General features: G+C 60.8%; 29 protein-coding genes. 13 read left to right on the top strand and 16 right to left on the bottom strand.

Translation table 11 applies throughout. The features are described from left to right. The first annotated feature begins 169 nt into the window (after positions 1-169). The 8 genes from BPRO_RS13545 to BPRO_RS13580 all read left to right on the top strand — a co-directional run bounded on the left by BPRO_RS13545 (position 170) and on the right by BPRO_RS13580 (position 5,846). The gene (locus BPRO_RS13545; protein WP_011483638.1) at positions 170-1,069 is read left to right on the top strand and encodes a dienelactone hydrolase family protein; all 900 of its coding nucleotides are present in this window, start codon (positions 170-172) and stop codon (positions 1,067-1,069) included. 187 nt (positions 1,070-1,256) lie between these two features. Beyond that, entirely contained in the window at positions 1,257-2,024 is a 768-nt protein-coding gene (locus BPRO_RS13550; protein WP_011483639.1) for a basic amino acid ABC transporter substrate-binding protein, read from the top strand. Between the two features lie 22 nt (positions 2,025-2,046). Continuing rightward, positions 2,047-2,814 (top strand): amino acid ABC transporter permease, encoded by a 768-nt coding sequence (locus BPRO_RS13555; RefSeq protein ID WP_011483640.1) that lies wholly within the window; start codon positions 2,047-2,049, stop codon positions 2,812-2,814. After that, entirely contained in the window at positions 2,801-3,523 is a 723-nt protein-coding gene (locus tag BPRO_RS13560) for an amino acid ABC transporter ATP-binding protein (protein ID WP_041389787.1), read from the top strand. The genes BPRO_RS13555 and BPRO_RS13560 overlap by 14 nt, the downstream gene beginning before the upstream one ends. 68 nt (positions 3,524-3,591) lie before the next feature. Beyond that, positions 3,592-3,807: a hypothetical protein gene (locus BPRO_RS13565; RefSeq protein ID WP_011483642.1), complete on the top strand. Its 216-nt coding sequence runs from the start codon at positions 3,592-3,594 to the stop codon at positions 3,805-3,807. Between the two features lie 282 nt (positions 3,808-4,089). Further along, complete coding sequence (locus tag BPRO_RS13570) at positions 4,090-4,689, top strand: cytochrome b/b6 domain-containing protein (protein ID WP_011483643.1); 600 nt, start codon at positions 4,090-4,092, stop codon at positions 4,687-4,689. A 13-nt stretch (positions 4,690-4,702) separates the two neighbouring features. Then, the gene (locus BPRO_RS13575; protein WP_011483644.1) at positions 4,703-5,494 is read left to right on the top strand and encodes a molybdopterin-binding protein; all 792 of its coding nucleotides are present in this window, start codon (positions 4,703-4,705) and stop codon (positions 5,492-5,494) included. 100 nt (positions 5,495-5,594) lie between these two features. Continuing rightward, the gene (locus tag BPRO_RS13580) at positions 5,595-5,846 is read left to right on the top strand and encodes a pentapeptide MXKDX repeat protein (RefSeq protein ID WP_011483645.1); all 252 of its coding nucleotides are present in this window, start codon (positions 5,595-5,597) and stop codon (positions 5,844-5,846) included. A 145-nt stretch (positions 5,847-5,991) separates the two neighbouring features. On the opposite strand, the gene BPRO_RS13585 is transcribed toward BPRO_RS13580, so the two are convergent. The 4 genes from BPRO_RS13585 to BPRO_RS13600 form a co-directional block, all read right to left on the bottom strand. Beyond that, a complete protein-coding gene (locus BPRO_RS13585) occupies positions 5,992-7,215 on the bottom strand; it encodes an ISL3 family transposase (RefSeq protein WP_011483646.1) in 1,224 nt (407 codons plus the stop codon). 119 nt (positions 7,216-7,334) lie between these two features. After that, on the bottom strand, positions 7,335-7,547 hold the full coding sequence (locus BPRO_RS13590) for a DUF3820 family protein (RefSeq protein WP_011483647.1): 213 nt from the start codon (positions 7,545-7,547) through the stop codon (positions 7,335-7,337). After that, the gene (locus tag BPRO_RS13595; protein WP_041389789.1) at positions 7,547-7,918 is read right to left on the bottom strand and encodes a translation initiation factor Sui1; all 372 of its coding nucleotides are present in this window, start codon (positions 7,916-7,918) and stop codon (positions 7,547-7,549) included. Before BPRO_RS13595 ends, BPRO_RS13590 begins: the two co-directional genes overlap by 1 nt. 165 nt (positions 7,919-8,083) lie before the next feature. Then, on the bottom strand, positions 8,084-8,725 hold the full coding sequence (locus tag BPRO_RS13600) for an FHA domain-containing protein (protein WP_011483649.1): 642 nt from the start codon (positions 8,723-8,725) through the stop codon (positions 8,084-8,086). A gap of 322 nt (positions 8,726-9,047) precedes the next feature. On the opposite strand from BPRO_RS13600, the gene BPRO_RS13605 reads away from it, so the two are divergent. Further along, positions 9,048-9,644, top strand: coding sequence for a 3'-5' exonuclease (locus BPRO_RS13605; protein ID WP_011483651.1), 597 nt, complete (start codon positions 9,048-9,050; stop codon positions 9,642-9,644). Between the two features lie 179 nt (positions 9,645-9,823). Continuing rightward, positions 9,824-10,903 (top strand): Vgb family protein, encoded by a 1,080-nt coding sequence (locus tag BPRO_RS13610; protein ID WP_011483652.1) that lies wholly within the window; start codon positions 9,824-9,826, stop codon positions 10,901-10,903. A gap of 118 nt (positions 10,904-11,021) precedes the next feature. Here the strand turns inward: BPRO_RS13610 and BPRO_RS13615 are convergent, their stop codons facing one another. Beyond that, positions 11,022-11,459 (bottom strand): hypothetical protein, encoded by a 438-nt coding sequence (locus BPRO_RS13615; RefSeq protein WP_041388820.1) that lies wholly within the window; start codon positions 11,457-11,459, stop codon positions 11,022-11,024. A gap of 331 nt (positions 11,460-11,790) precedes the next feature. Here BPRO_RS13615 and msrB point away from each other — a divergent pair, with 331 nt between their 5' ends. Together msrB and msrA are read left to right on the top strand one after the other, a co-directional pair. Continuing rightward, positions 11,791-12,294, top strand: a complete 504-nt coding sequence (msrB, locus tag BPRO_RS13620; RefSeq protein WP_011483654.1) for a peptide-methionine (R)-S-oxide reductase MsrB — start codon at positions 11,791-11,793, stop codon at positions 12,292-12,294. After that, positions 12,291-13,019 carry a peptide-methionine (S)-S-oxide reductase MsrA gene (msrA, locus tag BPRO_RS13625; protein ID WP_011483655.1) on the top strand — a complete coding sequence of 243 codons (729 nt, stop codon included), beginning with the start codon at positions 12,291-12,293 and terminating at the stop codon, positions 13,017-13,019. Before msrB ends, msrA begins: the two co-directional genes overlap by 4 nt. Before the next feature lie 37 nt (positions 13,020-13,056). Here msrA and BPRO_RS13630 read toward each other — a convergent pair whose 3' ends face one another. The 5 genes from BPRO_RS13630 to BPRO_RS13650 all read right to left on the bottom strand — a co-directional run bounded on the left by BPRO_RS13630 (position 13,057) and on the right by BPRO_RS13650 (position 17,750). Next, positions 13,057-13,470, bottom strand: coding sequence for a hypothetical protein (locus tag BPRO_RS13630; RefSeq protein WP_011483656.1), 414 nt, complete (start codon positions 13,468-13,470; stop codon positions 13,057-13,059). Positions 13,471-13,609: 139 nt separating this feature from the next. After that, a complete protein-coding gene (locus BPRO_RS28625; RefSeq protein ID WP_081430518.1) occupies positions 13,610-14,317 on the bottom strand; it encodes a DUF4145 domain-containing protein in 708 nt (235 codons plus the stop codon). A 514-nt stretch (positions 14,318-14,831) separates the two neighbouring features. Then, complete coding sequence (locus tag BPRO_RS13640; RefSeq protein ID WP_041388822.1) at positions 14,832-15,128, bottom strand: hypothetical protein; 297 nt, start codon at positions 15,126-15,128, stop codon at positions 14,832-14,834. After that, on the bottom strand, positions 15,094-16,224 hold the full coding sequence (locus BPRO_RS13645; RefSeq protein WP_011483659.1) for an IS630 family transposase: 1,131 nt from the start codon (positions 16,222-16,224) through the stop codon (positions 15,094-15,096). The genes BPRO_RS13640 and BPRO_RS13645 overlap by 35 nt, the downstream gene beginning before the upstream one ends. Positions 16,225-16,556: 332 nt before the next feature. After that, the gene (locus tag BPRO_RS13650) at positions 16,557-17,750 is read right to left on the bottom strand and encodes a PLP-dependent aminotransferase family protein (protein WP_011483660.1); all 1,194 of its coding nucleotides are present in this window, start codon (positions 17,748-17,750) and stop codon (positions 16,557-16,559) included. 14 nt (positions 17,751-17,764) lie between these two features. Here BPRO_RS13650 and nth point away from each other — a divergent pair, with 14 nt between their 5' ends. Further along, positions 17,765-18,403, top strand: coding sequence for an endonuclease III (gene nth / locus BPRO_RS13655; protein ID WP_011483661.1), 639 nt, complete (start codon positions 17,765-17,767; stop codon positions 18,401-18,403). 18 nt (positions 18,404-18,421) lie between these two features. Here the strand turns inward: nth and BPRO_RS28030 are convergent, their stop codons facing one another. From BPRO_RS28030 to BPRO_RS13685, 6 genes are all read right to left on the bottom strand, one after another. Beyond that, entirely contained in the window at positions 18,422-19,087 is a 666-nt protein-coding gene (locus tag BPRO_RS28030) for a class I SAM-dependent methyltransferase (RefSeq protein WP_011483662.1), read from the bottom strand. Then, positions 19,087-19,524 (bottom strand): universal stress protein, encoded by a 438-nt coding sequence (locus BPRO_RS13665; RefSeq protein WP_011483663.1) that lies wholly within the window; start codon positions 19,522-19,524, stop codon positions 19,087-19,089. Before BPRO_RS13665 ends, BPRO_RS28030 begins: the two co-directional genes overlap by 1 nt. Before the next feature lie 247 nt (positions 19,525-19,771). Continuing rightward, entirely contained in the window at positions 19,772-20,551 is a 780-nt protein-coding gene (locus tag BPRO_RS13670; RefSeq protein ID WP_011483664.1) for an enoyl-CoA hydratase/isomerase family protein, read from the bottom strand. Next, the gene (locus tag BPRO_RS13675; protein ID WP_198141040.1) at positions 20,548-21,696 is read right to left on the bottom strand and encodes a CaiB/BaiF CoA transferase family protein; all 1,149 of its coding nucleotides are present in this window, start codon (positions 21,694-21,696) and stop codon (positions 20,548-20,550) included. The genes BPRO_RS13670 and BPRO_RS13675 overlap by 4 nt, the downstream gene beginning before the upstream one ends. Before the next feature lie 159 nt (positions 21,697-21,855). After that, positions 21,856-22,833, bottom strand: coding sequence for a Bug family tripartite tricarboxylate transporter substrate binding protein (locus BPRO_RS13680; protein ID WP_011483666.1), 978 nt, complete (start codon positions 22,831-22,833; stop codon positions 21,856-21,858). 117 nt (positions 22,834-22,950) lie between these two features. After that, positions 22,951-24,171 (bottom strand): pyridoxal-phosphate-dependent aminotransferase family protein, encoded by a 1,221-nt coding sequence (locus tag BPRO_RS13685; protein WP_011483667.1) that lies wholly within the window; start codon positions 24,169-24,171, stop codon positions 22,951-22,953. Positions 24,172-24,199 lie beyond the last annotated feature (28 nt).

The raw sequence follows: 24,199 nt of genomic DNA on the forward strand, positions 1-24,199 counted from the left end.
AAAGGAAAACCACTCTCACCCATTGAATGCGGGGCTAATTAGCTACGCTTTTCATAGCAACCGGGAATTCCAGCCATTTCCTGGCCCTTGCGGCCACTGGGGAATTTACAGATGCTTTCAATCTGTCCGGCAGCGCGCCGAGATGCTGAAGGTTTGTCAGGAGCCGCTTATGACCCGAAAGACTGCCCAGGATTTTGACCAGGAACTGCTGATTCTGTTTGATGCCTATGTGCATGGCACGATAGACCGGCGCGGCTTTCTGGAGCGTGCCCAGAAATTTGCCACTGCTGGCATGACGGCCGGCGCGTTGCTCGCCGCCCTGAGCCCCAACTTTGCCGCGGGGCAACAGGTACCCAAAGACGACAGGCGGCTCAAGACCGCCATGCTGGACTACCCTTCAACGGCCGGGTCGGGCACCTGCAAGGGCTACCTGGCCAGGCCGGCCAACGCCTCCGGCAAGCTGCCGGGTGTACTGGTGATACATGAGAACCGCGGACTCAACCCGCACATTGAAGATATTGCTCGCCGCCTGGCGCTCGACAACTTCATCGCCTTTGCGCCCGACGCGCTCTCGCCGCTGGGCGGCTACCCGGGCGACGAAGACAAGGCCTGGGATCTTTTTGGCCGGCTGGACCAACCAAAGGTCATTGAGGATTTTGTCGCAGCTGCGACTTTTCTGCGTGGCCGGGAAGAGTGCACGGGCAAAGTAGGCGTCGTCGGCTTCTGCTACGGCGGTGGCGTGGCTCATACACTGTCGACCCGCCTGCCCGAACTCAACGCGGTCGTGTCTTTTTATGGCAACCACCCTCCGACAGAAGCCGCAGCCAAAGTCAAGGCCCCGCTGCTGATCCACTTTGCGGGGCTCGACGAACGCATCAACGCGTCCTGGCCGGCCTACGAGGCGGCCCTGAAAGCCGCCGGTGTGCGCTACACGGCCCATCAGTATGCCGGCACCCAGCACGGTTTTAATAATGACACGACACCGCGCTACGACGCCGCCGCAGCCCGGCTGGCATGGGGGCGCACGATGGAATTTTTCAACAAGCACCTGAGAACGCCCGGGGCCTGACGGCTCCTGGTCCTGGTCCTGCAGCTCACGCCGGTGCCGGATGCAGGCAGGTGTGCGCCTGCCCCATCCGTTACCGTCAACGAGCGTGTGCCCGGCTTGGCACGCGTTACCATTGGCATCTTTTCGATTTGCGGCCCTCAGCGGGCCGCTTGATGCGTTTTCCACCCCCACCTGTTTGGACTTACCCATGAATCTCTTGCAAAAAATAGCGGCTACGGCCGGACTGTTCACACTCGCGCTGGGCGGCGTCCATGCCCAGAACACCGAGCTGGTGGTCGGCTCCAGCGCCACCTACCGGCCGTTTGCCTATGAAAGCCCGAGCAAGGACATCGTCGGCTACGACGTGGACATGATCAAGGCCATCGCCCAGAAGGCTGGCCTGAAGATCAAGATCGTCAACACGCCCTGGACCGGCATCTTCGCCGCCCTCAACAACGGCGACCTGGACCTGGTGATCTCCGGCGTGACCATCAACGACAAGCGCAAGCAGTCCTACGACTTCAGCACCCCCTACTTCGAGGCGCGCCAGCTGCTCGCCGTGCACAGCAACAGCACCGCCAAAGGCCTGAAGGACCTGGCCGGCAAAAAGATCGGTGTGGTCACCGGCAGCACTGGCGACGACATGGCCTCGCGCGAGTTCGGCAAGACCAACCCCGACATCCGCCGCTTCGAGAGCACGCCCGTGGTGATCTCCGAGCTGGCCAACAACGGCCTGGATGCGGCCATCGGCGACAACGGCGTCATTGCCTTCCGCGCCCAGGAGCACAAGCAGCTCAAGACCGTCAGCGACCCGGCCTTTCCCAAGGAGTACTTCGGCATCGTCGTCAAGCAGGGCAACAAGGCCTTGCTGGACAAGCTCAACGCCGGCCTGGCCGCGGTGAAAGCCGACGGAAGCTACGCGCAGATCTACAAGAAGTGGTTCCAGGCTGAAGCCCCCGTGCTACCGGCCCAATAAGCACTGAGCCCAAGCTTTCCTTATGGAGCAAGTCCTCTGGTTCGGCTGGTTTCGCGCCGACATCATTTCGGAATACGCCGTGCTGTTCTGGCGCGGCCTGCAGATGACCATCACCGTCACGCTGATCTGCATTGTGCAGGGCACGGCGCTCGGCCTGGCCATTGGCATGGCGCGACTGGCGCAGGCACGCCACGCGCCCGCCCGGCAGCTCTGCCAGTACGCCTTGCGCTGGCCGTCCACCGTGTATGTCAGCTTTTTCCGCGGCACGCCGCTGTTCGTGCAGATCCTGCTGATCCACTTTGCGGTGCTGCCGCTGTTCATCAACCCGGCCGACGGCCTGCTGATTTCGGGCGAGACGGCCCGCAACATCAAACAGAACTACGGCGCCTTCCTGTCGGGCATTGTGGCGCTGACGCTAAACGCGGGCGCCTACATCTCCGAGATCTTCCGGGCTGGCATCCAGTCAATTGACAAGGGCCAGGTGGAGGCGTCGCGCTCGCTGGGCATGTCGTTTCCACGCACGATGTACCACGTGGTGCTGCCGCAGGCGTTTCGTCGCATGCTGCCGCCGCTGGGCAACAACGCCATTTCGCTGCTGAAAGACTCGTCGCTGATCTCGGCCATCGGCCTGGCCGAACTCGCTTACGCCGCGCGCACGGTGGCCGGCGCCTATTCACGCTACTGGGAGCCCTACCTCACGATTTCGCTCATGTACTGGGTGCTGACACTGGGCCTTGCATACGTTGTCAAAAAACTGGAGGCTCGTTATGGACGAGGTGATTCGCGTTAACCGGCTGACCAAGCAGTTTGGTCATCTTCCCGTGCTGCGCGGCATCGACTGCACCATCAAGGCGTCCGAGGTGGTGTGCGTCATCGGGCCGTCGGGCTCGGGCAAGAGCACGTTCCTGCGCTGCCTCAACGGCCTGGAAGAGGCCACCGGCGGCGAGGTGCTGGTGCATGGGGTGTCGGTGCATGAGCCCAAAACCGATGTGGATGCGCTGCGCTCGGAGATCGGCATGGTATTCCAGCGCTTCAACCTGTTTCCGCACAAGACGGTGCTGGAGAACATCACGCTGGCGCCGACCAAGGTGCGCGGGCTGACCGCCGCCCAGGCGCGCCTGCGGGCCAGCGAGCTGCTGGCCAAGGTGGGCCTGAGTGACAAGATCGATGCCTACCCGAACCAGCTCTCGGGCGGGCAGCAGCAGCGCGTGGCAATTGCCCGGGCACTGGCCATGCAGCCGCGCATCATGCTGTTTGACGAGCCGACCTCGGCGCTCGACCCGGAGATGGTCGGGGAGGTGCTCAATGTCATGCAGGCCCTGGCCGAGGAAGGCATGACCATGGTCGTCGTCACCCATGAGATGGGCTTTGCCCGCCAGGTGGCTGACCGGGTCATCTTTATCGATGAAGGCCTGGTGGTCGAAGAAGGCACGCCCGCCGCCATCTTCGACCAGCCGCAGGAAGAGCGCACGCGCAGGTTCCTCAGCAAGATCCTGTAACCCCCGTAACCCTGTAACCCTGTAACCCTGTAACCCTGTAACCCAGCGCTTCACCAAGGAAACGATCCATGAAAAAACTCCTGCTGCTGGTTTGCGTCCTGATGACGGGCTGCGCCGCCGAACTGGTCAGCTCCAGCGAAAAGCTCATCGTCGTGCAGGCGCGGCGCCAGGACGTTGCGAACGCTCAGGACATTGCTGAGGCCGAATGCCAGAAGCGTGGTCTGCATGCCAGGCTGACCAGCAAGCCCGCCAGCAACCAGTTTGGGTTTGATTGCGTGCGGTGATTTCAAAACATTCGCCTTTTCTTTAAGCAATTAAACGCGGCGACAGCCGACGATCGCTTGTAGCGGTGCGTGGTTCCTTGCAGCTTGCGCAGTCTTTCAGGGCCGGCCAGGCAGGCCCGATGGCGGGCTGGCTCCAGGTCGCCCCTGATTTACCCTGATTTTTCTTTCAGCATTGTTCCGGCTGTAAGAAACCGGCGTTCCCCTCGACCAACCGTCAACACGCAGCAAACCTGCCGTGGAGACCCTGGGAGTCCCAGGCTTTGTTGGCGAATGAGGAGCACCATGATGGATACCGGCAAGCAGGTGATTCACCCCGGGTGGCTGCGGGCCATGCACTGGCTCAATGCCCTTGCGGTCGTGGTCCTGATGATGAGCGGCTGGAGAATCTACAACGCCACTGCCTTCCTGGGCTTCACGATTCCGAAAGACATCACGCTGGGCGGCTGGCTGGGCGGTGCCCTCCAGTGGCACTTTGCCGCCATGTGGGTGCTGGGCATCAACGGCCTGCTGTACCTGGTCCTCAACCTTGCCACCGGCCGCCTGCTGCGCAAGTTCTTTCCGCTCTCTCCCCGGGCCCTGCTGGCCGATCTGCAGGCCGCGCTCAAGGGCCGGCTCGCCCATGCCGACCCGCGGCATTACAACATGGTGCAGCGCCTGGCCTACCTGTTTGTGATGGTCGACAGCGTCCTGCTGGTGATCTCTGGCCTGGTGCTCTGGAAGTCGGTGCAATTCCCCCTGCTGCGCGAGCTGATGGGTGGCTACGAAGGCGCCCGGCTGGTGCACTTTTTCGCCATGGCCGCACTGGCCGCGTTTGTGGCGGTTCACCTGGTGATGGTGGCGCTGGTGCCGCGCACGCTGCTGTACATGGTTCGCGGCCGCTAAGGAGCCTGACGTGATGATCAAAACCCCTCCCCGCCTGGCCATTGACGGCGACGCCGTGCTCAAGGAAGCCGTGAGCCGAATCAGCCACGCCAGTCGCATCAGCGAGCCCGCCCGCCGCGACTTCCTGCGCCGCTCGCTCACGCTCGGCGGCCTGTCCATGCTCACGGGTTGCACGCTGGTGGATGAAGCCAGCATAGACACGGCATTGATGCGGATTTCCCGCATGAATGACAAGGTGCAAGGCTGGCTGTTTGACCCCAACCGCCTGGCCCCCACCTACCCCGACTCGATGATCACGCGCCCCTTCCCCTTCAATGCCTACTACAACGAGAGCGAAGTGCGCCAGATCGAGGAAAGCAGCTACCGCCTGGAGGTCACCGGCCTCGTCGCCGACAAGCGCAAATGGGCGCTGCCGGAGCTGCGCGCCATGCCGCAGGTAGACCAAGTCACCCGCCACATCTGCGTCGAAGGCTGGAGCGCGATCGGCAAATGGGGCGGTGTGCCGTTTGCCAGCTTTCTGCGCCGGGTTGGTGCTGACCTGACTGCCAAATACGTCGGGTTCAAGTGCGCCGACGACTACTTCACCAGCATCGACATGCCGACCGCCCTGCACCCGCAAACCGTGCTGGCGCTCACCTACGACGGGCAGCCGCTACCCCCCAAATACGGCTTTCCGATGAAGCTGCGCATGCCCACCAAGCTGGGCTACAAGAACCCCAAACATATCCAGGCGATTTTCGTCACCAACACCTACCCTGGCGGCTACTGGGAAGACCAGGGCTACAACTGGTTCGGAGGTAGCTGAGCCTGCTCAGAGACCCTGCAACGCCGGCAATAGCTGAATCATCGACTTCAGCGTTGCCGTTTTATTCAACAACTGATTCATCACCACCAAGGAAACAACAATGAAAACACTGACCGCCTCCCTCCTGTCTGCCTGCATGCTTTTCGCCGGCGCCAGCGCCATGGCACAGGACGCCATGAAAAAGGATGACATGAAGAAAGATGCCATGGGCAAGGATGCCATGGCTAAAGACGCCATGAAAAAGGATCACATGGCCAAAGCTGGCATGGCCAAGGACGGCATGAAAAAAGACGCAATGGGTAAAGATGCTATGGGTAAAGACGCCATGGCCAAGGACGAGATGAAAAAGTAAGGCGATTGCGAAGGGCGTTCCGTGAGGGCTGTGCCTTGCAGGCCCCCTCCGGAATTTTCATTTCAAAAAAGGCCCTGTCGCCGATCAAAAACGCCACCCATCAACTATATTTTTGGAGCTTCGTTGAATTCACTGGGAGCTTTTCCTAGGCCATAGCCAAGTTCAACTTTCCACAATGAAACAGAATCCTTGCCCGGTAGTTGGTGAAGTTGCGAAACCCGCGCGCATTGGCTTTGATGAGCTGGATGGCACTATTGAAGCCTTCTGCACAGGCGTTGCTGATTCCATGTTGGCTATAGTTCAGCAGTCCTTCCTCGTGGCGTCGGAGCATCCTGACTACCTTTTTCACAGGCTCCAGGCGACTCCTCATCGCGTTATTCGACCAGGCTTTGAAGAAGCGCTTGGCAGCTCCTTTGTAGCTGTAGCTCCAGAACTGGGTAAAGTTCTCCTTGATGCACCAGGCCCGGCTTGTCTTCAAGTTGAGCTGGTTCAAGGCCCGAAACGAGACGGCTTCAGCGCTACGGCCATCGGGATACTTTCTCAACCACGCCCATTTGCTGCCTGCCAATGGCGAGGTGCCTGCTTGGGACAACTTGCGGTGCTCCTGTTTTCTCACAGCATCCACTGCCTCACCAAGGTACTTGGAGATGTGAAACTTGTCATGCACGATGTCCGCCTGCGGCATGCATTGCCTGGCCGCACTCATGTACGCCGGCCACATATCCATGGCCACCGCCTTGACCGACATGCGTTGCGCCGGAGAAAGCGTTTCCAGCAAGCTCACGGCCGCTCCCAGCTTCCTGTCTGGCACCAAGTCCAGCACCCGCGAGCGGTCAATGTCGGTCAGGATGCTGGCGTAGGTGTGGCCTCTCTCCGAACTCTTTTCATCGATGCCAAGGTACGAAATCTCTTCCTCGGTACGCCGCAGCATGCCTCGCGCCACGGCGCTGACCATGATGGCGTTGACCGTGCTCCAGGACAGTCGTGTGAGCGTACATACGGCTTGCGTGGTGGGACAGGCTTCAAGCAGTTTGATAACGAACGCAGCCATCAAGGTGGTGACCCGGCTGTAGCGCTCCGCCCAGGGCACCATCAACTCTTCGACAGTGCCGTCACTGAATTTGAGCTGGGGAATACGTGCCCTGATGATCGTCTCAAACTGGCATGTATCAAGGTGACGCCATTGGCGCTCGCTCCAGCCATTGATGTGAGCCCTCTTGGTCGCATCGGTGGAGTCAGCCCATACCTGACCCTTCTTCAACACGACTTCGACCACCACGCGCTGGTCTGTCAAAGAAAGGTCTACCTTCTTGACCGACCAGGGTGCCTTCAGTCCAAGAAGCTGCTCATACAGCGCCGTATCTTTCATGTTCAAGCTGGTAATTTTGAATCACTGGATTGTCCCGCAGCGAGCAAAAAATCACAGTGAAATTGATGAAGAACCATATTTTTAATAGCATTTTGGCGATCTTCGACAGACGGCGAACCCTATCGCTTGCGAAGCGGATCCAGTAGCGACGACAGGCCGTTGTGGTCGATCTCGTGCATCAGCGCCAGCAGGCGACCAATCTCGCCCTTCGGAAAACCTTCACGGGCAAACCAGTTGAGGTAGTTGCCCGGCAAGTCGGCAATCAGCCGCCCCTTGTATTTGCCATAAGGCATTTCGCGGGTCAGCAGGAGCTGCAGGTCTTCGGGGTTCACTAACCACCGCTCCGCTTGACGACATAACCCTGCTTCTTCAGCGCCTGCATCACCTGCTCGCAGTGCTCGCCCTGCACCTCGATCACGCCGTCCTTCACCGTGCCACCCGAGCCGCACGCTGTCTTGAGCTGCTTTCCCAGCTGGGCCAGCGCCAGTGCATCCAGCGGCAGCCCTTTCACCACAGTCACGCTTTTCCCGCCACGGCCTTTGCTCTCCCTGGAGACAAGGACCACACCGCCGGACTTTCCGTCCAATGTTGCCATGGCCTTGAGCTGACGGCAAACGCAGCCCGCCACGGGCTTGCGGCAATCGGGGCACATTCGTCCCGCGTCGGTGGAATAGACGAGTCCGCCGGATGGATTGCTTTTCATGAATGGGTTGAGCTTGGCAGCGATGAAAAAAACCAGGCCGGACGAATCGGCCACGGTGCAGTGAAGGCTTGAAACCTGCCGGCCGGTGCAGCGCCTTCGCAACCGCCCGGCTTGCGTCCCGACAGGGCACTTCGATAAGTACTTCGATAAGTACTTCGATAAGTATTATCGGGGTTGCAGCAAGAACTCCATCTCGGTTCCCGCCAGGTTCAGCACATCGTGGTGGCTCAAGGGAATCGCCTTGTACCCAATCGATTTGCCATTGAGCGTGGGCTGCGTCTCGCCGTCCATGTGGGCGACGTAGTAACCATCGCGCCGATGAGAGATGGCCACGACCGCCACGCCCGGCCGGCCAAAAGTCGTTACCGCCTTGACCACCGGAACCTCCAGCCCCGCAGAAGAACCCGACAAGACCTTGAGGCTGGCCTGCAATGCACCACTGGTGCCCGGAAAGCCAAGCGCCTCCAGCGGCATGGTGCCCGTTTTTTCGGATACGAGAGGCTGCTCATGCTCGGAGGCAGCGAGGTACTGAATCCTGAAATTACCGATGGCGATGATGTCATTGTCCAGCAGCAGCTGCCTGGACTTGATCATCTGGCCATTGATATAGGTGCCGTTGGTACTGCCCAGATCCTCGATGTAGACATCCGCGAGGCCCTTGAGCTCAAACACACAGTGCTCGCCGCTCACCACCAGGTTGTCAAGCACGATGTCGTTATAGGGCCTGCGGCCAAGCGTCGTTCTGTTGTTCTTCAGATAGACATGCTGGATTTCGACGCCTTCGACAGATGCGATGAGTTGTGGCATGGAACCTCCCCTCCTGCGTTATATGCCGCCAGACACGCCTGGCGCGGTGGCGACAATTAATGGTAGCCGTGCTGCCACAAAGGCACAAGGCCAAGACTATGACAAAGCCGTCCCCAGTATAAAAGCATGTGCGAGGACTTTGCTTGAAGGCCGTGCCGGGTCAGGCCGGTCAGTACAGCACAAAAACCTGGTGCGGGAAAACCGCCCGGTGCCTGTTGCGGGGTGACGGAAAAAGTTTGCAGGTGTCGGTGGCGCTGCTTTGTGCTGCTTTGTGCTGCCATGATGTGGGTTGCTCTCTTTCTATTTTGATGCATGGAACCCTATGACCGAGCATTTCGTAACACCTGGTAAAGATCAAATTGCGCTCCTGGAGCCTTTCGAGCGGCTGGGGCTGGCGCAGGTACAGGTGGTTTCAACGCCGCAGCAGGCCGGCAAGGCGCTGGAGGAACTCGCAGGCACCGCGGCCCTCGGGTTCGATACCGAATCCAGACCGACCTTTGCCAAAAACGAGGCATCCGACGGACCGCACATCGTCCAGCTGTCCACACTGGAGAAGGCCTATATCTTTCAATTGCAGGATGCGGACTGCCGCCGCGCCGTGGCCATGCTGATGGAGTCGCCGGCCATCATCAAGGCCGGCTTCGGCCTGGGGGACGACCGCCGGCGTCTCATCAGCAAATTCGGCGTTGACCCGCAGGGTGTGCTGGACCTGAACACCGTGTTCAGGAAAAAAGGCTACCGCAAGGACATGGGCGTGCGCGGGGCCGTGGCCGTGGTTTTCAACAAGCGGTTCATCAAATCCAGAAAAGCCACCACCTCCAACTGGGCCAACAGCAAGCTGTCCGACGCGCAGATCATCTACGCCGCCAATGACGCCTATGCTGCGCTCAGGGTCTTCATGGCGCTTGAGCTGGACTGACCGCGCAGGGCAAGCCGTGATTTCCGGCGGGATCCAGAGAAGGGCAATCGACAGCACGGTCATCAGCAGAGCCACCGGCAGGTGCACCCTTGCAGCCCTTGCATGCGGCAGCACATTGCCGCCACAATGATCCCGCACGACCTTGTCCAACCAGTCCCGAACGCGCAGGAGAATCTGCCATGGCACTGCCAACGCAACCTCAACAAGTACGTATCAGCCGCCGCGCCGCACTGGGCGCAGTGGCGGCACTGCCCGGCCTCTCGGGTATTGCCCTGGGTGGGGTCTTCGCAGGCGCCCTGCTCTCGCCCGCCACCGGGCACGCACAGACAACGGGCACCTCTCGCCTGCAATCCTGGCCGCTCAACACCCCGCGCAGCACAGGCATTCACGACGTGGCGCCCGCGACCGGTGGCGGGGTCTGGTTCTCGGCGCAGCGCAGCGGGCACCTGGGCTGGTTTGACCCGCGCACCGGCAAGTCCGAGCTGATCGCCCTGGGAAGCAATGGCGGCAGTTCGTCGCCGCATGGCGTCATTGCCGGGCCCGACGGCGCAGCCTGGCTGACCGACAGCGGACAAAACGCCATTGCGCGCGTGAGCTGGCCGGCGCGAGAGGTGAAGCTCTTCCCCCTGCCCGCCGGAACACCCTACGCCAACCTCAACACCTGCGCCTTTGATGGCGGCGGCGACCTGTGGTTTACCGGGCAAGGCGGCTACGTGGGCAAGGTGGCCGTGCGCACCGGCAAGGTCAGCGTGAAGGAAGCGCCACGCGGGCGCGGGCCCTACGGCATTTGCGCCACTCCAAAGGGCGACGTGTGGTGGTGCTCGCTGGCCGGGTCCTTCATTGCGCAGATAGACCGGAGCACCGGCGAGTCACGCGTCGTTGAACCACCCACACAGCGCCAGGGCGCGCGCCGCGTCTGGTCCGACAGCCGCGGCCGCATCTGGGTGGCCGAGTGGAACAGCGGCAACCTCTCGGTGCACGACCCGGCATTGGGCCTCGGCCCCAACAGCTGGCGCACCTGGAAAGCACCGGGCGCCAGCCCGCAGATCTACGCCGTGTATGTAGACGACAAAGACATCGTCTGGACCTCCGAGTGGAGCAACAACGCCATGCTGCGCTTCGACCCGCGCGCCGAGAAGTTCGACGTGATCCCCATGCACCGCCCCGCGGCCAACATCCGCCAGATACTCGGCCGGCCGGGCGAAGTCTGGCTGCCCGAAAGCGGCACGGAGTTTATTTCGGTGATCAGGACGGGGTGAATACCGCGAAAACTACAACGTTGATTTGTCATTGCGGGCTTGACCCGCAATCCATGGACCCCGGATCGAGTCCGGGATGACAAGTCAGGGGCAAGGGTTTGACTGAACTGCATTGCACTCAAGGCAGCGTGCCATCGGCCACGCGCCGGTAGCGCACCTGGCGCTTGCGAATATTGTCTGTACCGATGAATTCATTGCGTGACTCGAATCGGACCTCGAACGCGGCATACGGAAACTTGGGCGCAGAGGGCTTCTGCCCGTCAATGCTGGTGTAGCGGCGCTTCAGGTTGGTACCGTCAAAGTGCCATTCACCGGCGTGATGATGCTCGACCAGGACTCCGTCGCGCTGGGTGGCCTTGGACATTTCGCCAAAGTGGCCGTCCTGCCCCAGCACCAGCACACGGCGCACACGGGTGTCGTTTTCTTCACAGTCCCGCAGCCATGTTCCCGTCAGCTGCAGCTGGACATCTTCGGTGTGCGAATCGTCGGGCGGGCCGTTGCAGGCCGCCAGCGCGCCCAACGTCAGAACAGCGCAAAGCCTGAAGATCTTGTGCATGCCTGTCATTGTGGCGCGGGTTGGGAGTCCATGACGCCTCCGCGATTACCCATGAAATTACCCATGCAATTACCCATGCGATGACCCCCGCGAATCCTGGACGGGAACCGAATGCGGGCATCTTCATCCAATTTCAGTATCCGACGGGTGTTCCCCTGGTTCCCCCTCTGCTGCTCTTCTTCTGCTCCTCTTCTAAAAAAGAAAAGCGGCGCAAAAAGCAAAACCTGGCCTGATCTGGCTTGATGGGGTTCCTGGACTCAGCCTGTAAGAAACAGGCCCCCTCGCCGACCAACAGCCATGGCCCACTTTGGGCAACGCGAAAGGCAAATTCATGATGACCCGCAGAAACTCCTTGTTGAAATTTGGCGCACTCTCCGCCGGCGTAGCCGCTGCACTGGCCGGCATGCGCGGCCTGCTGGCGGCCACGCCAGCGCACGCGGCGCGGGTCTATGAAGTCACCCACAGCGATGCCGAATGGCAGAAACTTCTCAGGCCCGACCAGTACCGCGTCTTGCGCCAGGCCGGCACCGAGCCCCCCTACACCAGCCCGCTCAACAAGGAAAAGCGCGCAGGCGTTTTTACCTGCGCGGGTTGCGCCCTGCCCCTTTTCTCATCCACCACCAAGTTTGAAAGCGGCACCGGCTGGCCCAGCTTCTGGCAGCCCATGGACAAGGCCGTGGTGGAAGAAAGCGACACCACCTTGTTCATGAAGCGAGTAGAAGTGCTGTGCCGCCGCTGCGGCGGGCACCTGGGCCACGTGTTTGACGACGGCCCCAAACCCACCGGCCTGCGCTACTGCATCAACGGCCTGGCCCTTAACTTCAAGGCAGCATGATGATGAACAAATACCTCCTCACCCTTGGCGCAGTCGCACTGGCTGCCTGGGTTTTTGTGGGCGGCGGCATGGGCGTGAGCTCGGCAGAAGAAAAAGCCGTCAAACTGCCCGCCCCGGCCATGGACATGCCGGCCACCGCACAGGCAGGCCCGCAGGCGGGCAGCGCCACAGCGGTGTTCGCCGGCGGCTGCTTCTGGGGCGTGCAAGCCGTGTTCCAGCACACCCAGGGCGTCCTCAACGCCGTATCGGGCTATGCAGGCGGCGAAAAAGCGACCGCCAGCTACGAGATGATCGGCTCAGGCCGTACCGGCCACGCCGAATCCGTGCAGATCACCTACGACCCGAAAAAGATTTCATACGGCAAGCTGCTGCAGATTTACTTTTCAGTGGCGCACGACCCAACAACATTGAACCGCCAGGGCCCGGACAGCGGCACGCAATACCGGTCCGCCGTTTTCTACCAGGACGCCAACCAGAAAAAAGTGACCGAAAGCTACATCGCCCAGCTGGACGCCGCCAAGGTGTTCCCCAACAAGATCGTGACACAGCTCACGCCGCTAAACGGCTTCTATCCGGCGGAGGCTTACCACCAGGACTACGCGACCCTGCATCCGAACCAGCCTTACATTGCGCGGTTTGATTTGCCGAAGATCGCGAACCTGAAAACCGTGATGCCTGAGGTGTATCGGGACAAGCCGGTGCTGGTGTCGCAGGCCGGCAAGTAGAGCTGGCTTTAGGCAAAATTGAACAACCAGCTTGAGCCTAGAACCACCTTCCGCGTTTGCGGCCGGTGGACAAAAGTACGCCCGGCTCCTTATCCAAATTCAAGTTTTTTGTTAGCTGCGCATGTAAATCGGGAATTTCTTCCTTGGTAACTTGAAAGGCACCGCATTCATCCCTTAGCTGATCCCAAAGTGACCAACCACCGAAAGCAACTGCAGCTTGACCGATTATGCTCATCACCGCTGTGATTGCCTCATCAGCATCAGGTGTAGAACTGTCATCGTAGGCGAAAAGAATTGCGGTTGGTAAGCCGTCAGCGAAGCTCATAACCTTACCCAAGTAGCCAACAGGTCCGGTGGCTCTAATGCGCTCATCAAGAGATAGCGAAATTGCCTGAAGATCTAATTTAAAAGGAAGAGCCTTAAAGTCAAAAATAATTGCTACTGTGTTCATAAAGGCTGGTTGAGTAGGTAGATAGGAATCATTTTGACTAGCTTAGTCACTACATTTGTGGTCTGACGATGCTCACGGGGTGCCCCATTAGCAGACGCAATCCACGGAGCTAGACGTCGATTTGCTCAATGATTGATGATTAAACTGCTGCCGCCGGTGGTACAGGTTTGTCTTCATCTGGGACACGGCCAGCTGCTCGAAGTTGCTTCAGCACTGAATCCCTATCGTCGTAGAAGTCCTCTAGAATTCTTTGCGCGTAGTGTCGAGCAGCTTCCACATCTTCGACGGGAACGGCATGCCATTCATCGTGCAAGACATCATTCCCAAGGACGCGAATTTCGTCATGTGCACGCCGCCTGCGGGCCTCTGTTATGACCCCGTCCTTTGTTGCGGCATCAATCTGTTGTTCAAGTGTGGTTCCATTCTTTTCCTTATATCCGTTTGCGCGGAGAGTCTTATCCAGCACAGATCGGAACATTCCGGCTGCCGCCCGGATCGATTCTGTATCCAGACATTGCTCGCCTTCTCGGAACTCACTGACAATTCCGTTGGGTACAGATTTGGGCAGAGGTAACCTATCTCGAACTTCCGGATGAAAGCTGTAAAGCCGTCGATACTCGCCCGGATACGGTCCAGGATACGCAATGGCACCTAATCCGCCGCGGCCGCAGCCAGCACATCGAAACAGACGATAGTCGAGAGTCACATCGCCCCAATTTTGATGGCGGTGCTTTAACGTGATTGATCCAAATTGGCTGCCGTGCTCGCGCCACTCGAAGGTAGATAGCGCACCTTTACACCCCGGGCATCGCGCTCGAATGCTGCCTTGGTCGTTGATTTCTGCCATTGGATATGCCCAAGTTGCCCCCGTTCAGGTAACACGAGGATCTATAAATACAAAAGACACATACTACGGGGTTTGTTACAAACCTCCCCCTTCTAATTGGAGGATGAGCCATGAAAGAATTGGCTGCAGCGATCCTCTCACGCCCGTAATGCACGGCAAAAAGCGGTTTTGCTCACTTGGAAAAAAAGAAAGGGGCATCATAAGAGTGCCCAATTCCGAACTGAGTGGTTCCCCGAAGTTGTCGATTCTGAGAACTGGGAAGTTGAGCTATTCACCTAACCGTCAACATTGACTGTAGCTTGCCGCCAAAAGCAAAGTACGGTTCAAGTGATACTTTGCGCGCGATAGACGTCTTCGAACGCGTGGTCAGGTATCCAAGTCTCATATTGGTCTGGTGTACCGAGCTTCCTGATGACGAGATAGCCGCCGAAGATCCTTCCGTGGCTCGGTGGCGGCTTCATGTTGTTTGAATTGAGAAGGCGTTTGTACCTAGTACAACATCCCGTAAATAGCTTTAATAATTAGGATCGAAGTAGATTGCCAGCAAGGTCACCACCAGGTCAGCGGTGGTTGCAAGATCTCCGGTGCCAGGCAAGGGTTCCCAGCGGCCGGTATGGCTGCGAAAGGCTGAGGAGTAGGCGTTGCGCCCCGTCTCGGTGAGACGCGCAATGGTGTCAACGTTGTCGTCACGGTGCATCTGGATCAGCAGATGCTTGCCATAGGGTTTCACGTGGGCCAGGTCGTGGCCGGTGAGCGTTGCGAGTTGGCGCTGAAGCTCAGCGGCCTTTAGTTGTGCGTCGAAGGTGGGCATGGTCGTTGAATCTCAGGGGTTCGCCAGTTTGCAGCTCAAAGCCGGCGAATGTCCATTTAAAAGGCTTGGGCGCCTGATTGCGCTTGTTCATGAAGGCCTCGGTGCGCTCGCGCAAGTGCTGGATGGACGAATGACTGGCGTGTCGCAGCACGCGGCGCGCGTAGATGCCGAACAGCAGCTCGATCTGATTGACCCAGCTGGCGTGCAGTGGTGTGAAGTGAAAGACAAAGCGGTGATCGTGTCGGACATTGAAATCCTCCCATACGGCCTGCGCCCGGTGGGTGTTGAGGTTGTCCCACACGATGTGCACCCGGCCTTTGGGGTAGGCCTGCGCAACCTGCTCCATGAAGGCCACCAGGTCGGCTTGCGTGCGACGATCGGAGCAACTGCCGATGACGCGTCCCGAGTGCACGTCCATGGCGGCGATGAGGGCCTGCGTGCCGTGACGGATGTATTCGAATTCGCGCCGACGCGCGCGGCCCGGCGCCGGTGCGCGATCCGCGTGCTTGCGCTCGATCGCCTGGATCCCGGTTTTCTCATCGACCGACAGCACGACCGAACCTTTGGGCGCCTGGCGGTACAACGCGCAGATCTCATTGACCTTTTGCCGAAACTGCGGGTCGGGGCTGTGCAGCCACTGCCGAACACGATGCGGGCGCATGTCGCCGGCCTGCAGGATGCGCTGCAGGTGGCTGCGGCTGATCTGCTTGACCACACCGCGCAGGGCAGCGCGCTCAACCATCTCGTCCAGCGTCGGCGTTGCTCTGCCCTGCGCTTGAGCGGGCTCACACGCCAAGGCCAGCAACTCCAGCCGCTGCGTCTGGCCGATGCGCCTGGGCCGACCCGGGCGTGCCGCTTCTTGCAACCCTTCAACGCCACGCTTGGCCAGGCGGCTGCGCCAATGCGAGACAGTCTGCACCGACACGCCCAGCGCGTCCGCAATCGCCGTGGTCGTCTCCCCTTGATGGGCCATAAGCGCGATCTTCGCGCGGACAACCTGTCGCTGCTGCGCCGTTCCTCGCCGGGTCAACAACTCCAGCGACTTACGCTCTTGTCTGGATAGTTTGACCGCCTGCGCTTGTCGTCCTTGACTCATGCACCAGAGAATAACTCAATGGCCATTTATATGAAAGACATTTACGGGATGTTGTACTAGTGTCGTATTCAGCGTTACTCATCTCCATCGCTCGAACAGTCCGCCCGTAACGCGAGGCCACTTCACCATCGATAGCGGTGTAGAACGGAAACGTTGATGAATCCGCGAATGGTCTGTTGAAATCGTAGCCAGTCATCAAAGTTTCTCCTGTGGGTTCACGCATCCCCTTGCAACCGTCCGATCTTGTACTCTTGATAGGCGCTGATACAGTCCCCATGCGGTGGATCGAACCACAACTCTCAAAACCGATTCAAAATCACCAGCGCATCCAGCTAAAGCGCCTTGCCCAAGCGCCCCACGCCTTCCTCAATCTTCGCCACATCCGCCGTGGCAAAGCTGAGCCTCAATGTGGAGACATCCGGATTGCTCGCATAAAACGGCGCGCCCGGCACAAAGGCCACGCCCTGCTCAATCGCCTTCTTCGCAAACTCGCCGGCATCTTTCGTCTTGCCGCCGGCACCCGTGAGGCGGGCCCAGAAGAACAGGCCGCCTTGCGGCTGTACAAAATCGATCGCGTCGCCCAGTTCGCGCTTCAGTGCAGCGCCCATGGCCGCGGCGCGCTCGGCATACACCTGGCGCACACGGGTCAATGTGGAAGGCATGCGGCCGCATTTGAGGTATTGGGACGCCGTGGCCTGGGCAAAGGTGCTGGTGTGGGCGTCACTGAACTGCTTGCACATGGTGGCTTTGGCCAGCAGCTCGGGCTGGGCAATCAGCCAGCCAATGCGCAGGCCGGGTGACAGCACTTTGCTGAGCGAGCCGCAATGCGCCAGCAGGTCGCGGCTGCCGGGCACGGTGTCGCTCAAGGCCAATAAAGACGGTGGTGGTGGCTCGGAAAAATACAGGTCGCCGTAGGGGTCGTCTTCAACCATCAGCGTGTTGTATTTGACGGCCAGCTCCAGCACCTTCTTGCGGCGCTCCAGGCTCAACAGGGCGCCGCTGGGGTTGCCGAAAGTGGGAATCAGGTACACAAACTTCGGCTTGTGCTGGGCGATCAATTTTTCCAGCTCGTCTGTCTTCACGCCGTGGGCGTCGATGGGTGCGCTGATGAGTTCTGCGCCGTAGAGCCTGAAGCACTGGATGGTGGCCAGAAAGGTGGGGCCTTCCACGATCACCTTGTCGCCGGGCGAGATCATGGTTTTGCCGATCAGGTCCAGCGCCTGCTGGCTGCCGGTGGTCACGATCAGCTGGTCGGCAGCCACCAGGGAGCCCTTGGTGGCCATGAAGGTGCTGAGCTGGTCGCGCAGCGGCTGGTAGCCTTCGGTGGCGCCGTATTGCAGGGCCGGGCCGGCTTCTTCGTTCAGCACATTGCCGCTGGCTTCCTTGAGGCCCTCCACATCAAACATGGCAGGGTCGGGAAAGCCGCCGGCAAAGCTGATGATGCCGGGCTTGCCCAGCAGCTTGAAAAGCTCGCGGATGGCGGAGGTTTCGACGTTGTTAAGGCGGTCGGCAAATTGAAGCGGCATGGGAGAATCGATCCATGAAGAAGGAACACATCGAGCCGTTTTTTGCCACCTTGCGAGCAGCCAACCCACAGCCCGTTACTGAATTGAAGTATACGAGCGTGTTCGAACTGCTGGCCGCGGTGCTGCTTTCGGCGCAGGCCACGGATGTGGGGGTCAACAAGGCCACCCGCAAGCTGTTTGCGGTAGCCCCCACGCCCCAGGCCATTCTGGACCTGGGACTGGAAGGCCTGGAGAACTACATCAAGACCATTGGGCTGTACCGCACCAAGGCCAAAAACCTGCTGGCCACCTGCAGGATTCTGGTCGAGCAGCATGGCGGCCAGGTGCCGCGCACGCGCGAGGCGCTGGAGGCCCTGCCCGGCGTGGGCCGCAAAACGGCCAATGTGGTGCTCAACTCGGCATTCGGCGAAGCGACCATGGCGGTGGACACGCATATTTTTCGCGTGAGCAACCGCACCGGGCTGGCGCCGGGTAAAAACCCGCTCGAAGTGGAAAAGGGGCTGCTCAAGCGCGTGCCCGAGGCGTACCTGGTGGATGCGCACCACTGGCTCATACTGCACGGGCGCTATGTGTGCACTGCGCGCAAGCCGCTGTGCTGGCAGTGCGCGGTCGAGACATTCTGCGATTTTCAGCCCAAGACGCCACGGCCCTGAGCGGTGTCACCGGGCAGCCTACCGCAGGGCCTTTGGCTTGCCACGCACGCCGCTGGCGATATAGACCGCGCCCATGCAGCGGGTTTGCACATCGAAAGGGCCAACCAGCGCGGCCAGCTTGTCCCAGGGGCTGCCCAGTCCTTCGAGTGAGGTGGTGGAGTGCAGCGCAACCGGCAGCACGAACCAGTTGACCGGCCAGGCCCAGGGCCCGGCCCACTGGATTCCGGCGGCCACCACATGCGCCGCGGGTTTGAGATGAGCAACGACATTGGCGACGGCCTCGGGCGAGCGCAGGATGTCATGGGTGAAATGAAAGAGCGCCGCATCGGCCATTCGCTCGATGGCGGCCGTCTCGACGGGTGTGCACAGTAGCGTCACGTTGCTCCAACCCTGCTGCTTCACGCGGCGCTGCGCCAGCTCCAGCATTTCGGGGCACTGCTCGATGCCAATGACGCGCCCTTTCGGGCCGACCTCCTGCTGCAGCCGCCCCAGGCTCAGGCCCGTTCCGCAACCCACATCAAGCACGGTGTCACCATGCCTGAGTGCCAGCTGCGAGATGGCTTCCTGGCGAATAGGCTCGAAGAGGGCCAGCTCGAAATCATAAAAGCTGGCACGGCTGCGGTATTGTGCCAACGCGGCCGCTCGGTCAGGTGCTGCACCAGGCCACATGGCGGAGGTATCCATCAAGGGGTAATCACCACCAGCACGCTACAGGGCGCGTGCTCGATCAGGGCACCGGAGATGGAGCCGCGCCACCAGCGTGCGGCCCAGCTGTCCAGGTGCCTGTGGCCGACGACGATCAGGTCGGCGTCTATCCTGGTTGCGTAGCCGGTGATTTCGTCGACCGAGTCGCCCACCAGCACTTCGCCGCGGGCGGTGTGCCCCGACTGCGCGAGCCGCGCCAGTCCATCGTCCAGCACGGCCTGGTACTTCTTCTTCTCGCTGTCCTCGAACTCCTTGCTGTAAATGCCACCTTCGAGGCCAACGAGGCCCATCGACAAAGGCATGACGGCAATCAGGAACAGTTCGGCCTGGCTCCACTGTACAAGGTCATGGCAATCCAGCAGGGCTTTCTGCCCGGCATGAGACCCGTTGTAAGCCAACAAAATGCGCTTGTACATAAGTCACCTCCTGACTGGAAACTCACGCGGTTCAGGCCGCGCCTCCAGCATAGCCGCAATGAGGCCGGATAGGGAAATAACTGCGAGGAACTGCGAGGCAAGCACAGGACCGCCGGGATCCTGGTGCGTAACCGAATAACCGGCGCCCATTTTTTGTGCATTTGGCACCAACACCCGCCCGAGGCCGGGGCGAACGGCGTGAATCGGCGAAGCGGGTCAGGTCAAGCCGAAATGGCGTGTGCAGCTTTCAAACCACACCTGTCCACACCGGGCTTCTTTTGGCGACAAACGCCTCTACGCCTTCATGAAAGTCTCTGCTGCCGTAGCACCGGCGTATCAGGTCGTCACCGTCGGGCAAGCCCTGCACCAGCAAACGCCGCAGGGCTTCCTTGGTCACGCTCTGTGTGACGGGCGCCAGCGACGCGAGGCGCTCGCACAGACGGGCGGCCGCGGCGCCCAGCTCAGCAGGCTCGCACATCTGGCCGAGAAAGCCGCAGGCCAGGGCTTCGTCGGCATTGAGCAGTTCGGCGAGCAGCAGCATGCGCTTGACGCGCTGCGCGCCCCACACGGCACTGAGTCGCGCCAGGTTGGCCATCGACAGGCAATTGCCCAGGGTTTTGGCGATCGGCACGCCAAAGCGGGAGGCCGGCGTTGCAATGCGGAAATCGCAGGCGGTGGCAATCGCCAGGCCACCACCGATGGTCCAGCCGCTAATCACCGCCACGGTCGGCATCGGCAGTGATTCGATCAGGCCAATGCCGCGGTCAATGGTGCGTTCATAAGCCACACCGTCTTCACCACTCTCGAAAGCCTGGAACTGCTCGATGTCGGTGCCGGCCACAAAGGCCTCACCGCCAGCGCCCTCGAAGGTCACGACACGGACCGAGCGATCCGTTTGCAGCGCTTCGCAAATGCGGCCCAGTTGCCTGTACATGGCCCAGGTCATGGCATTGCGCGCCTGCGGACGGTCGAACACCACCGACGCCACGCCGGCATTGACCGTCAGGTGTACTGCTCCGTCACTCATGCTGCAAATGCCCCCTGTGCCTGCAGCTCGGCACATTCGGCATCACTCAGGCCCAACTCGTCCAGGACGTCCTGCGTGTGTTCACCCAGCAGCGGCGGATGGCGCCTGACCTGCTGCGGCGTGCCCGACATCTTGACCGCAAAGCCGATGTTCGGCACGGTGCCTTCAATGGGGTGATCGATTTCCATGCGCATGCCACGGGCGCGGCCATGCTCGCTTTCAAAGGCCTCGGGGTAGCTGAGGATGGGGCCGGCCGGGATGCCTGCCGCCAGCAAGGTGTCCACCCAGTAAGCCTTGGGGTGCTGGCGAAAGCTGCGCTCAAGCTCTTCTTCGAGCGCGGCCCGGTTCGCCAGGCGCAACGAGATGGTGCTGAAGCGGCCGTCTTCCAGCAACTCCGGACGATCCATCACCTGGCACAGCAGTTGCCACAGCTTCTGGTTGTTCGCGCCCATGACGAAGTAACCATCTGAACTGGCCATGGCCTGGTAGGGCGCGGTCATCTTGTTGGACGTGCCCAGCGGCTCGGGCGGGCGTCCGGTGCCCCAGTAATCGCAGACATCCCAGATCGAAAACGCCATGGCCGAATCAAACAGCGAAGCATCGATGTACTGGCCCTGGCCACCGGCTTTGACGCCAATGTAGGCGGACAGCGTGGCATAGATGGCAAACAGCGCACAGCCGATGTCGGCCACGGGCACTCCGGCCTTGACGGGCGGACCGCCCGGATAGCCGGTCACGCTCATCACACCCGACATGGCCTGCGCCATCAGGTCGAAGCCCGGCCGGTCGGCCCAGGGCCCGGTCTGGCCAAAGCCCGAAATGCTGGTGTAGACCAGGCGCGGGTTGACGCCCTTCAAGTCTTCATAGCCCAGGCCCAGGCGCTTCATCGCGCCGGGCCGGTAGTTCTCGATCAGGATGTCGGCGTCCTTGACCATTTTTCGCAACACCTCCCGCCCGGCTTCGGACTTGAGGTTCAGCACCATGCTCCGCTTGTTGCGGTTCATGTTCAGGAAGCCCAGGCTGTCGGGGCCCTTCATCTTGAATCCCATGGCGCCGCGCGTCTGGTCGCCCCCCCCGGGGGGTTCGATCTTGACGACATCGGCCCCCATGTCGGCCAGCAGCATGCAGGCATAAGGGCCTGCCATCACCTGGCTGACATCGAGCACCCGGACGCCGGCCAGCGGCAGCGGCCGCCCTGCACCGCTCGCCGCATCCTTCGCCGCCTGATTCGTTGACGCATCTATCACTCAGTAGCTCCTTGCCTGGTTTTCAAAACAATGCTGCAAGCTGCAGCGGCATGCCGCTCACGCCTCGCTCTTGACGCCGGCGTCTTTCACGACCTTGGCCCATTTCTTCGCCTCTTCCTGGATGAAGCTGCCAAATTTTTCAGTCGATCCGCCGCCGTCTTCGGCGCCGTACTGCTCGAACTTTTCCGCCACATCCGGCATGGCCAGCACCTTGTTGATGTCTTCGTTCATGCGTTTGGCGATGAGGCTGGGCAATTTGCCCGGGCCGACCAGGCCGTACCAGGTGGTCGCTTCAAAACCGGCAAAACCGGACTCCGCCATGGTCGGCACGTTGGGATGGCCCTTGGCCCGCTTCTGGCGGGTTTGCGCCACGGCGATGACCTTGCCACTTTTCACGTGCGGCGTCGCCGCGGTCATGGTGTCAAAGCTGTAGTCGATCTGCCCGCCAATCAGGTCGGTCAGCATCGGGCCTGAGCCCTTGTAGGGCACGTGAATGGCCTCGACCTTGGCGGCCAGCTTGAACATCTCGAGCGCCAGGTGCTGGGCAGAGCCCGTGCCGGCCGAGCCGAAGCTGATTTTTCCGGGGTTCTTCCGGCACAGCTCGACCATGTCCTTGACGGTCCGGGCCTGCTGCTTTTCGTTGCAGACCAGCAGGTTGGGCGTGACGCCCACCAGGGCAATCGGCGCGAAGTCGCGCTCAACGTTGTAGGTGATGTGCGGCGTCAGCGCGGGGCCAATGGCGTGGCTGTTGATGTGCGCCATCAACAGCGTGGTGCCGTCGCTGGGTTGCTTGGCCACATAGTCGGCGGCAATCATGCCGGCCGCGCCGGCCTTGTTCTCGACCAGGACGGTGGTACCCCACATGGCCGTGAGTTTTTGCGCCATGACCCGCGCAAGAATGTCGGTGCCGCCGCCGGGTGCGAAACCCACGACGATGCGAATCGGCCCATTGGGTAGCGTCTGCGCCATCAGCGAGGGGAAAGCGAGTGTTGCGGCGCTCGCGGCGCTAACGGTTACGAAGGTTCTGCGTTGCATGGTTTTGTCTCCAGGAATAGTTGTGATGTAGCGAAACTCGGCAAACGGGAAAGTGAAAAGTCGAAAGTGAAAAGTCGAAAGTCGAAAGCGGAAAGCGGAAAGCGAGGAAAGATATCGTCAGGCGGCCTTGCGCAGCGGCACCACGGCCGCGTGGCTTGAAAAATGGTCCATCGCAGCCTGTACGCCCGAACCCGCCAGCTTGACGCCGGCGAGCTTGAGGCCCATTTCGCAGCCCGACAGCGCCGCCATCAGGGTCAGGTCGTTGCAGTCGCCCAGGTGGCCAATGCGGAACATCCTGCCCTTGACTTTGCCCAGGCCCGTGCCCAGCGAGCAGTCAAAGCGTTCATAAATGATCTTGCGCACGGCGTCGGCGTCTATGCCTTCGGGGGTCATCACGCCGGTGAGAACGGGCGAGTACACGGCCGGGTCCGCGCACTGGATTTGCAGGCCCCAGGCCCTGACCGCGGCGCGCACGCCTTCAGCCCAGCGCAGGTGCCGCGCAAACACCACATCCAGCCCGTGTTCCAGCAGCATGTCGCAGGCTTCGTTGAGCCCATACAGCAGGTTGGTGTTGGGTGTCGACGGCCAGTAGCCAGTCTTGTTCATTTCAATGATCTCGTCCCAGGCCCAGAAGGATTTCGGGAGTCGGGCGGTTTTGCTGGCTTCAAGGGCCTTGGCCGACACGGCGTTGAAACTGATGCCGGGCGGCAGCATCAGGCCTTTCTGCGAGCCGCTGATGCTGACGTCCACACCCCACTCGTCGTGCCGGTAGTCGGCCGACGCCAGGCCGGAGATGGTGTCCACCAGCAGCAGCGCCGGGTGTTTGGCGGCATCGATGGCCTTGCGCACGGCCACGATGTTGCTGGTTACGCCGGTGGAGGTTTCGTTGTGCACCACACAGACTGCGCGGATAGCGTGCTGCGTGTCCGCCTTCAGCCGCTCCTCGATCATGTCGGCCCGCACGCCATGGCGCCAGGCTTCCGGGCCGGACAAGCTCATCACTTCGGTTTTCAGGCCCAGGCGCGCTGCGAGTTTGTGCCACAGTGCGGCAAAGTGACCGGTTTCGTACATCAGCACATGGTCGCCCGGGCTCAGCGTATTGGCTAGCGCCGCCTCCCATGCGCCCGTACCCGAGGCCGGGTAGATGATGACGGGCTGGCGGGTCTGGAAGATTTTGCGGATGTCGGCCAGCACCTTGAGGCCCAGCGCCGCAAACTCGGGCCCCCGGTGATCAATCGTGGGCAGGCTCATGGCCCGCAAAATGCGGTCAGGTACCGGTGACGGGCCGGGAATCTGCAGAAAATGGCGGCCGGTGGGGTGAAAGTCGAGCGTCAGCATGCGGGGTGGTTCCTGAAATGGCGATAAT

This window comes from Polaromonas sp. JS666 (assembly GCF_000013865.1).
GTDB lineage: Bacteria > Pseudomonadota > Gammaproteobacteria > Burkholderiales > Burkholderiaceae_C > Polaromonas.

Bases quoted from the DNA above. Each gene is read 5' to 3' on its own strand.
- BPRO_RS13565 (WP_011483642.1), top strand. From the start codon at position 3,592: ATGAAAAAACTCCTGCTGCTGGTTTGCGTCCTGATGACGGGCTGCGCC.
- BPRO_RS28625 (WP_081430518.1), bottom strand. From the start codon at position 14,317: ATGGCAGAAATCAACGACCAAGGCAGCATTCGAGCGCGATGCCCGGGG.
- BPRO_RS13650 (WP_011483660.1), bottom strand. From the start codon at position 17,750: ATGCCGCTTCAATTTGCCGACCGCCTTAACAACGTCGAAACCTCCGCC.
- BPRO_RS13685 (WP_011483667.1), bottom strand. From the start codon at position 24,171: ATGCTGACGCTCGACTTTCACCCCACCGGCCGCCATTTTCTGCAGATT.
- msrB (WP_011483654.1), top strand. From the start codon at position 11,791: ATGATGACCCGCAGAAACTCCTTGTTGAAATTTGGCGCACTCTCCGCC.
- BPRO_RS13600 (WP_011483649.1), bottom strand. From the start codon at position 8,725: ATGCCACAACTCATCGCATCTGTCGAAGGCGTCGAAATCCAGCATGTC.
- BPRO_RS13575 (WP_011483644.1), top strand. From the start codon at position 4,703: ATGATCAAAACCCCTCCCCGCCTGGCCATTGACGGCGACGCCGTGCTC.
- BPRO_RS13610 (WP_011483652.1), top strand. From the start codon at position 9,824: ATGGCACTGCCAACGCAACCTCAACAAGTACGTATCAGCCGCCGCGCC.
- BPRO_RS13605 (WP_011483651.1), top strand. From the start codon at position 9,048: ATGACCGAGCATTTCGTAACACCTGGTAAAGATCAAATTGCGCTCCTG.
- BPRO_RS13555 (WP_011483640.1), top strand. From the start codon at position 2,047: ATGGAGCAAGTCCTCTGGTTCGGCTGGTTTCGCGCCGACATCATTTCG.
- BPRO_RS13645 (WP_011483659.1), bottom strand. From the start codon at position 16,224: ATGAGTCAAGGACGACAAGCGCAGGCGGTCAAACTATCCAGACAAGAG.
- BPRO_RS13550 (WP_011483639.1), top strand. From the start codon at position 1,257: ATGAATCTCTTGCAAAAAATAGCGGCTACGGCCGGACTGTTCACACTC.
- BPRO_RS13615 (WP_041388820.1), bottom strand. From the start codon at position 11,459: ATGCACAAGATCTTCAGGCTTTGCGCTGTTCTGACGTTGGGCGCGCTG.
- BPRO_RS13580 (WP_011483645.1), top strand. From the start codon at position 5,595: ATGAAAACACTGACCGCCTCCCTCCTGTCTGCCTGCATGCTTTTCGCC.
- BPRO_RS13585 (WP_011483646.1), bottom strand. From the start codon at position 7,215: ATGAAAGATACGGCGCTGTATGAGCAGCTTCTTGGACTGAAGGCACCC.
- BPRO_RS13670 (WP_011483664.1), bottom strand. From the start codon at position 20,551: ATGAGTGACGGAGCAGTACACCTGACGGTCAATGCCGGCGTGGCGTCG.
- BPRO_RS28030 (WP_011483662.1), bottom strand. From the start codon at position 19,087: ATGGATACCTCCGCCATGTGGCCTGGTGCAGCACCTGACCGAGCGGCC.
- BPRO_RS13595 (WP_041389789.1), bottom strand. From the start codon at position 7,918: ATGAAAAGCAATCCATCCGGCGGACTCGTCTATTCCACCGACGCGGGA.
- BPRO_RS13630 (WP_011483656.1), bottom strand. From the start codon at position 13,470: ATGAACACAGTAGCAATTATTTTTGACTTTAAGGCTCTTCCTTTTAAA.
- BPRO_RS13545 (WP_011483638.1), top strand. From the start codon at position 170: ATGACCCGAAAGACTGCCCAGGATTTTGACCAGGAACTGCTGATTCTG.
- BPRO_RS13640 (WP_041388822.1), bottom strand. From the start codon at position 15,128: ATGCCCACCTTCGACGCACAACTAAAGGCCGCTGAGCTTCAGCGCCAA.
- msrA (WP_011483655.1), top strand. From the start codon at position 12,291: ATGATGATGAACAAATACCTCCTCACCCTTGGCGCAGTCGCACTGGCT.
- BPRO_RS13675 (WP_198141040.1), bottom strand. From the start codon at position 21,696: ATGGCAGGCCCTTATGCCTGCATGCTGCTGGCCGACATGGGGGCCGAT.
- BPRO_RS13570 (WP_011483643.1), top strand. From the start codon at position 4,090: ATGATGGATACCGGCAAGCAGGTGATTCACCCCGGGTGGCTGCGGGCC.
- BPRO_RS13665 (WP_011483663.1), bottom strand. From the start codon at position 19,524: ATGTACAAGCGCATTTTGTTGGCTTACAACGGGTCTCATGCCGGGCAG.
- BPRO_RS13680 (WP_011483666.1), bottom strand. From the start codon at position 22,833: ATGCAACGCAGAACCTTCGTAACCGTTAGCGCCGCGAGCGCCGCAACA.
- nth (WP_011483661.1), top strand. From the start codon at position 17,765: ATGAAGAAGGAACACATCGAGCCGTTTTTTGCCACCTTGCGAGCAGCC.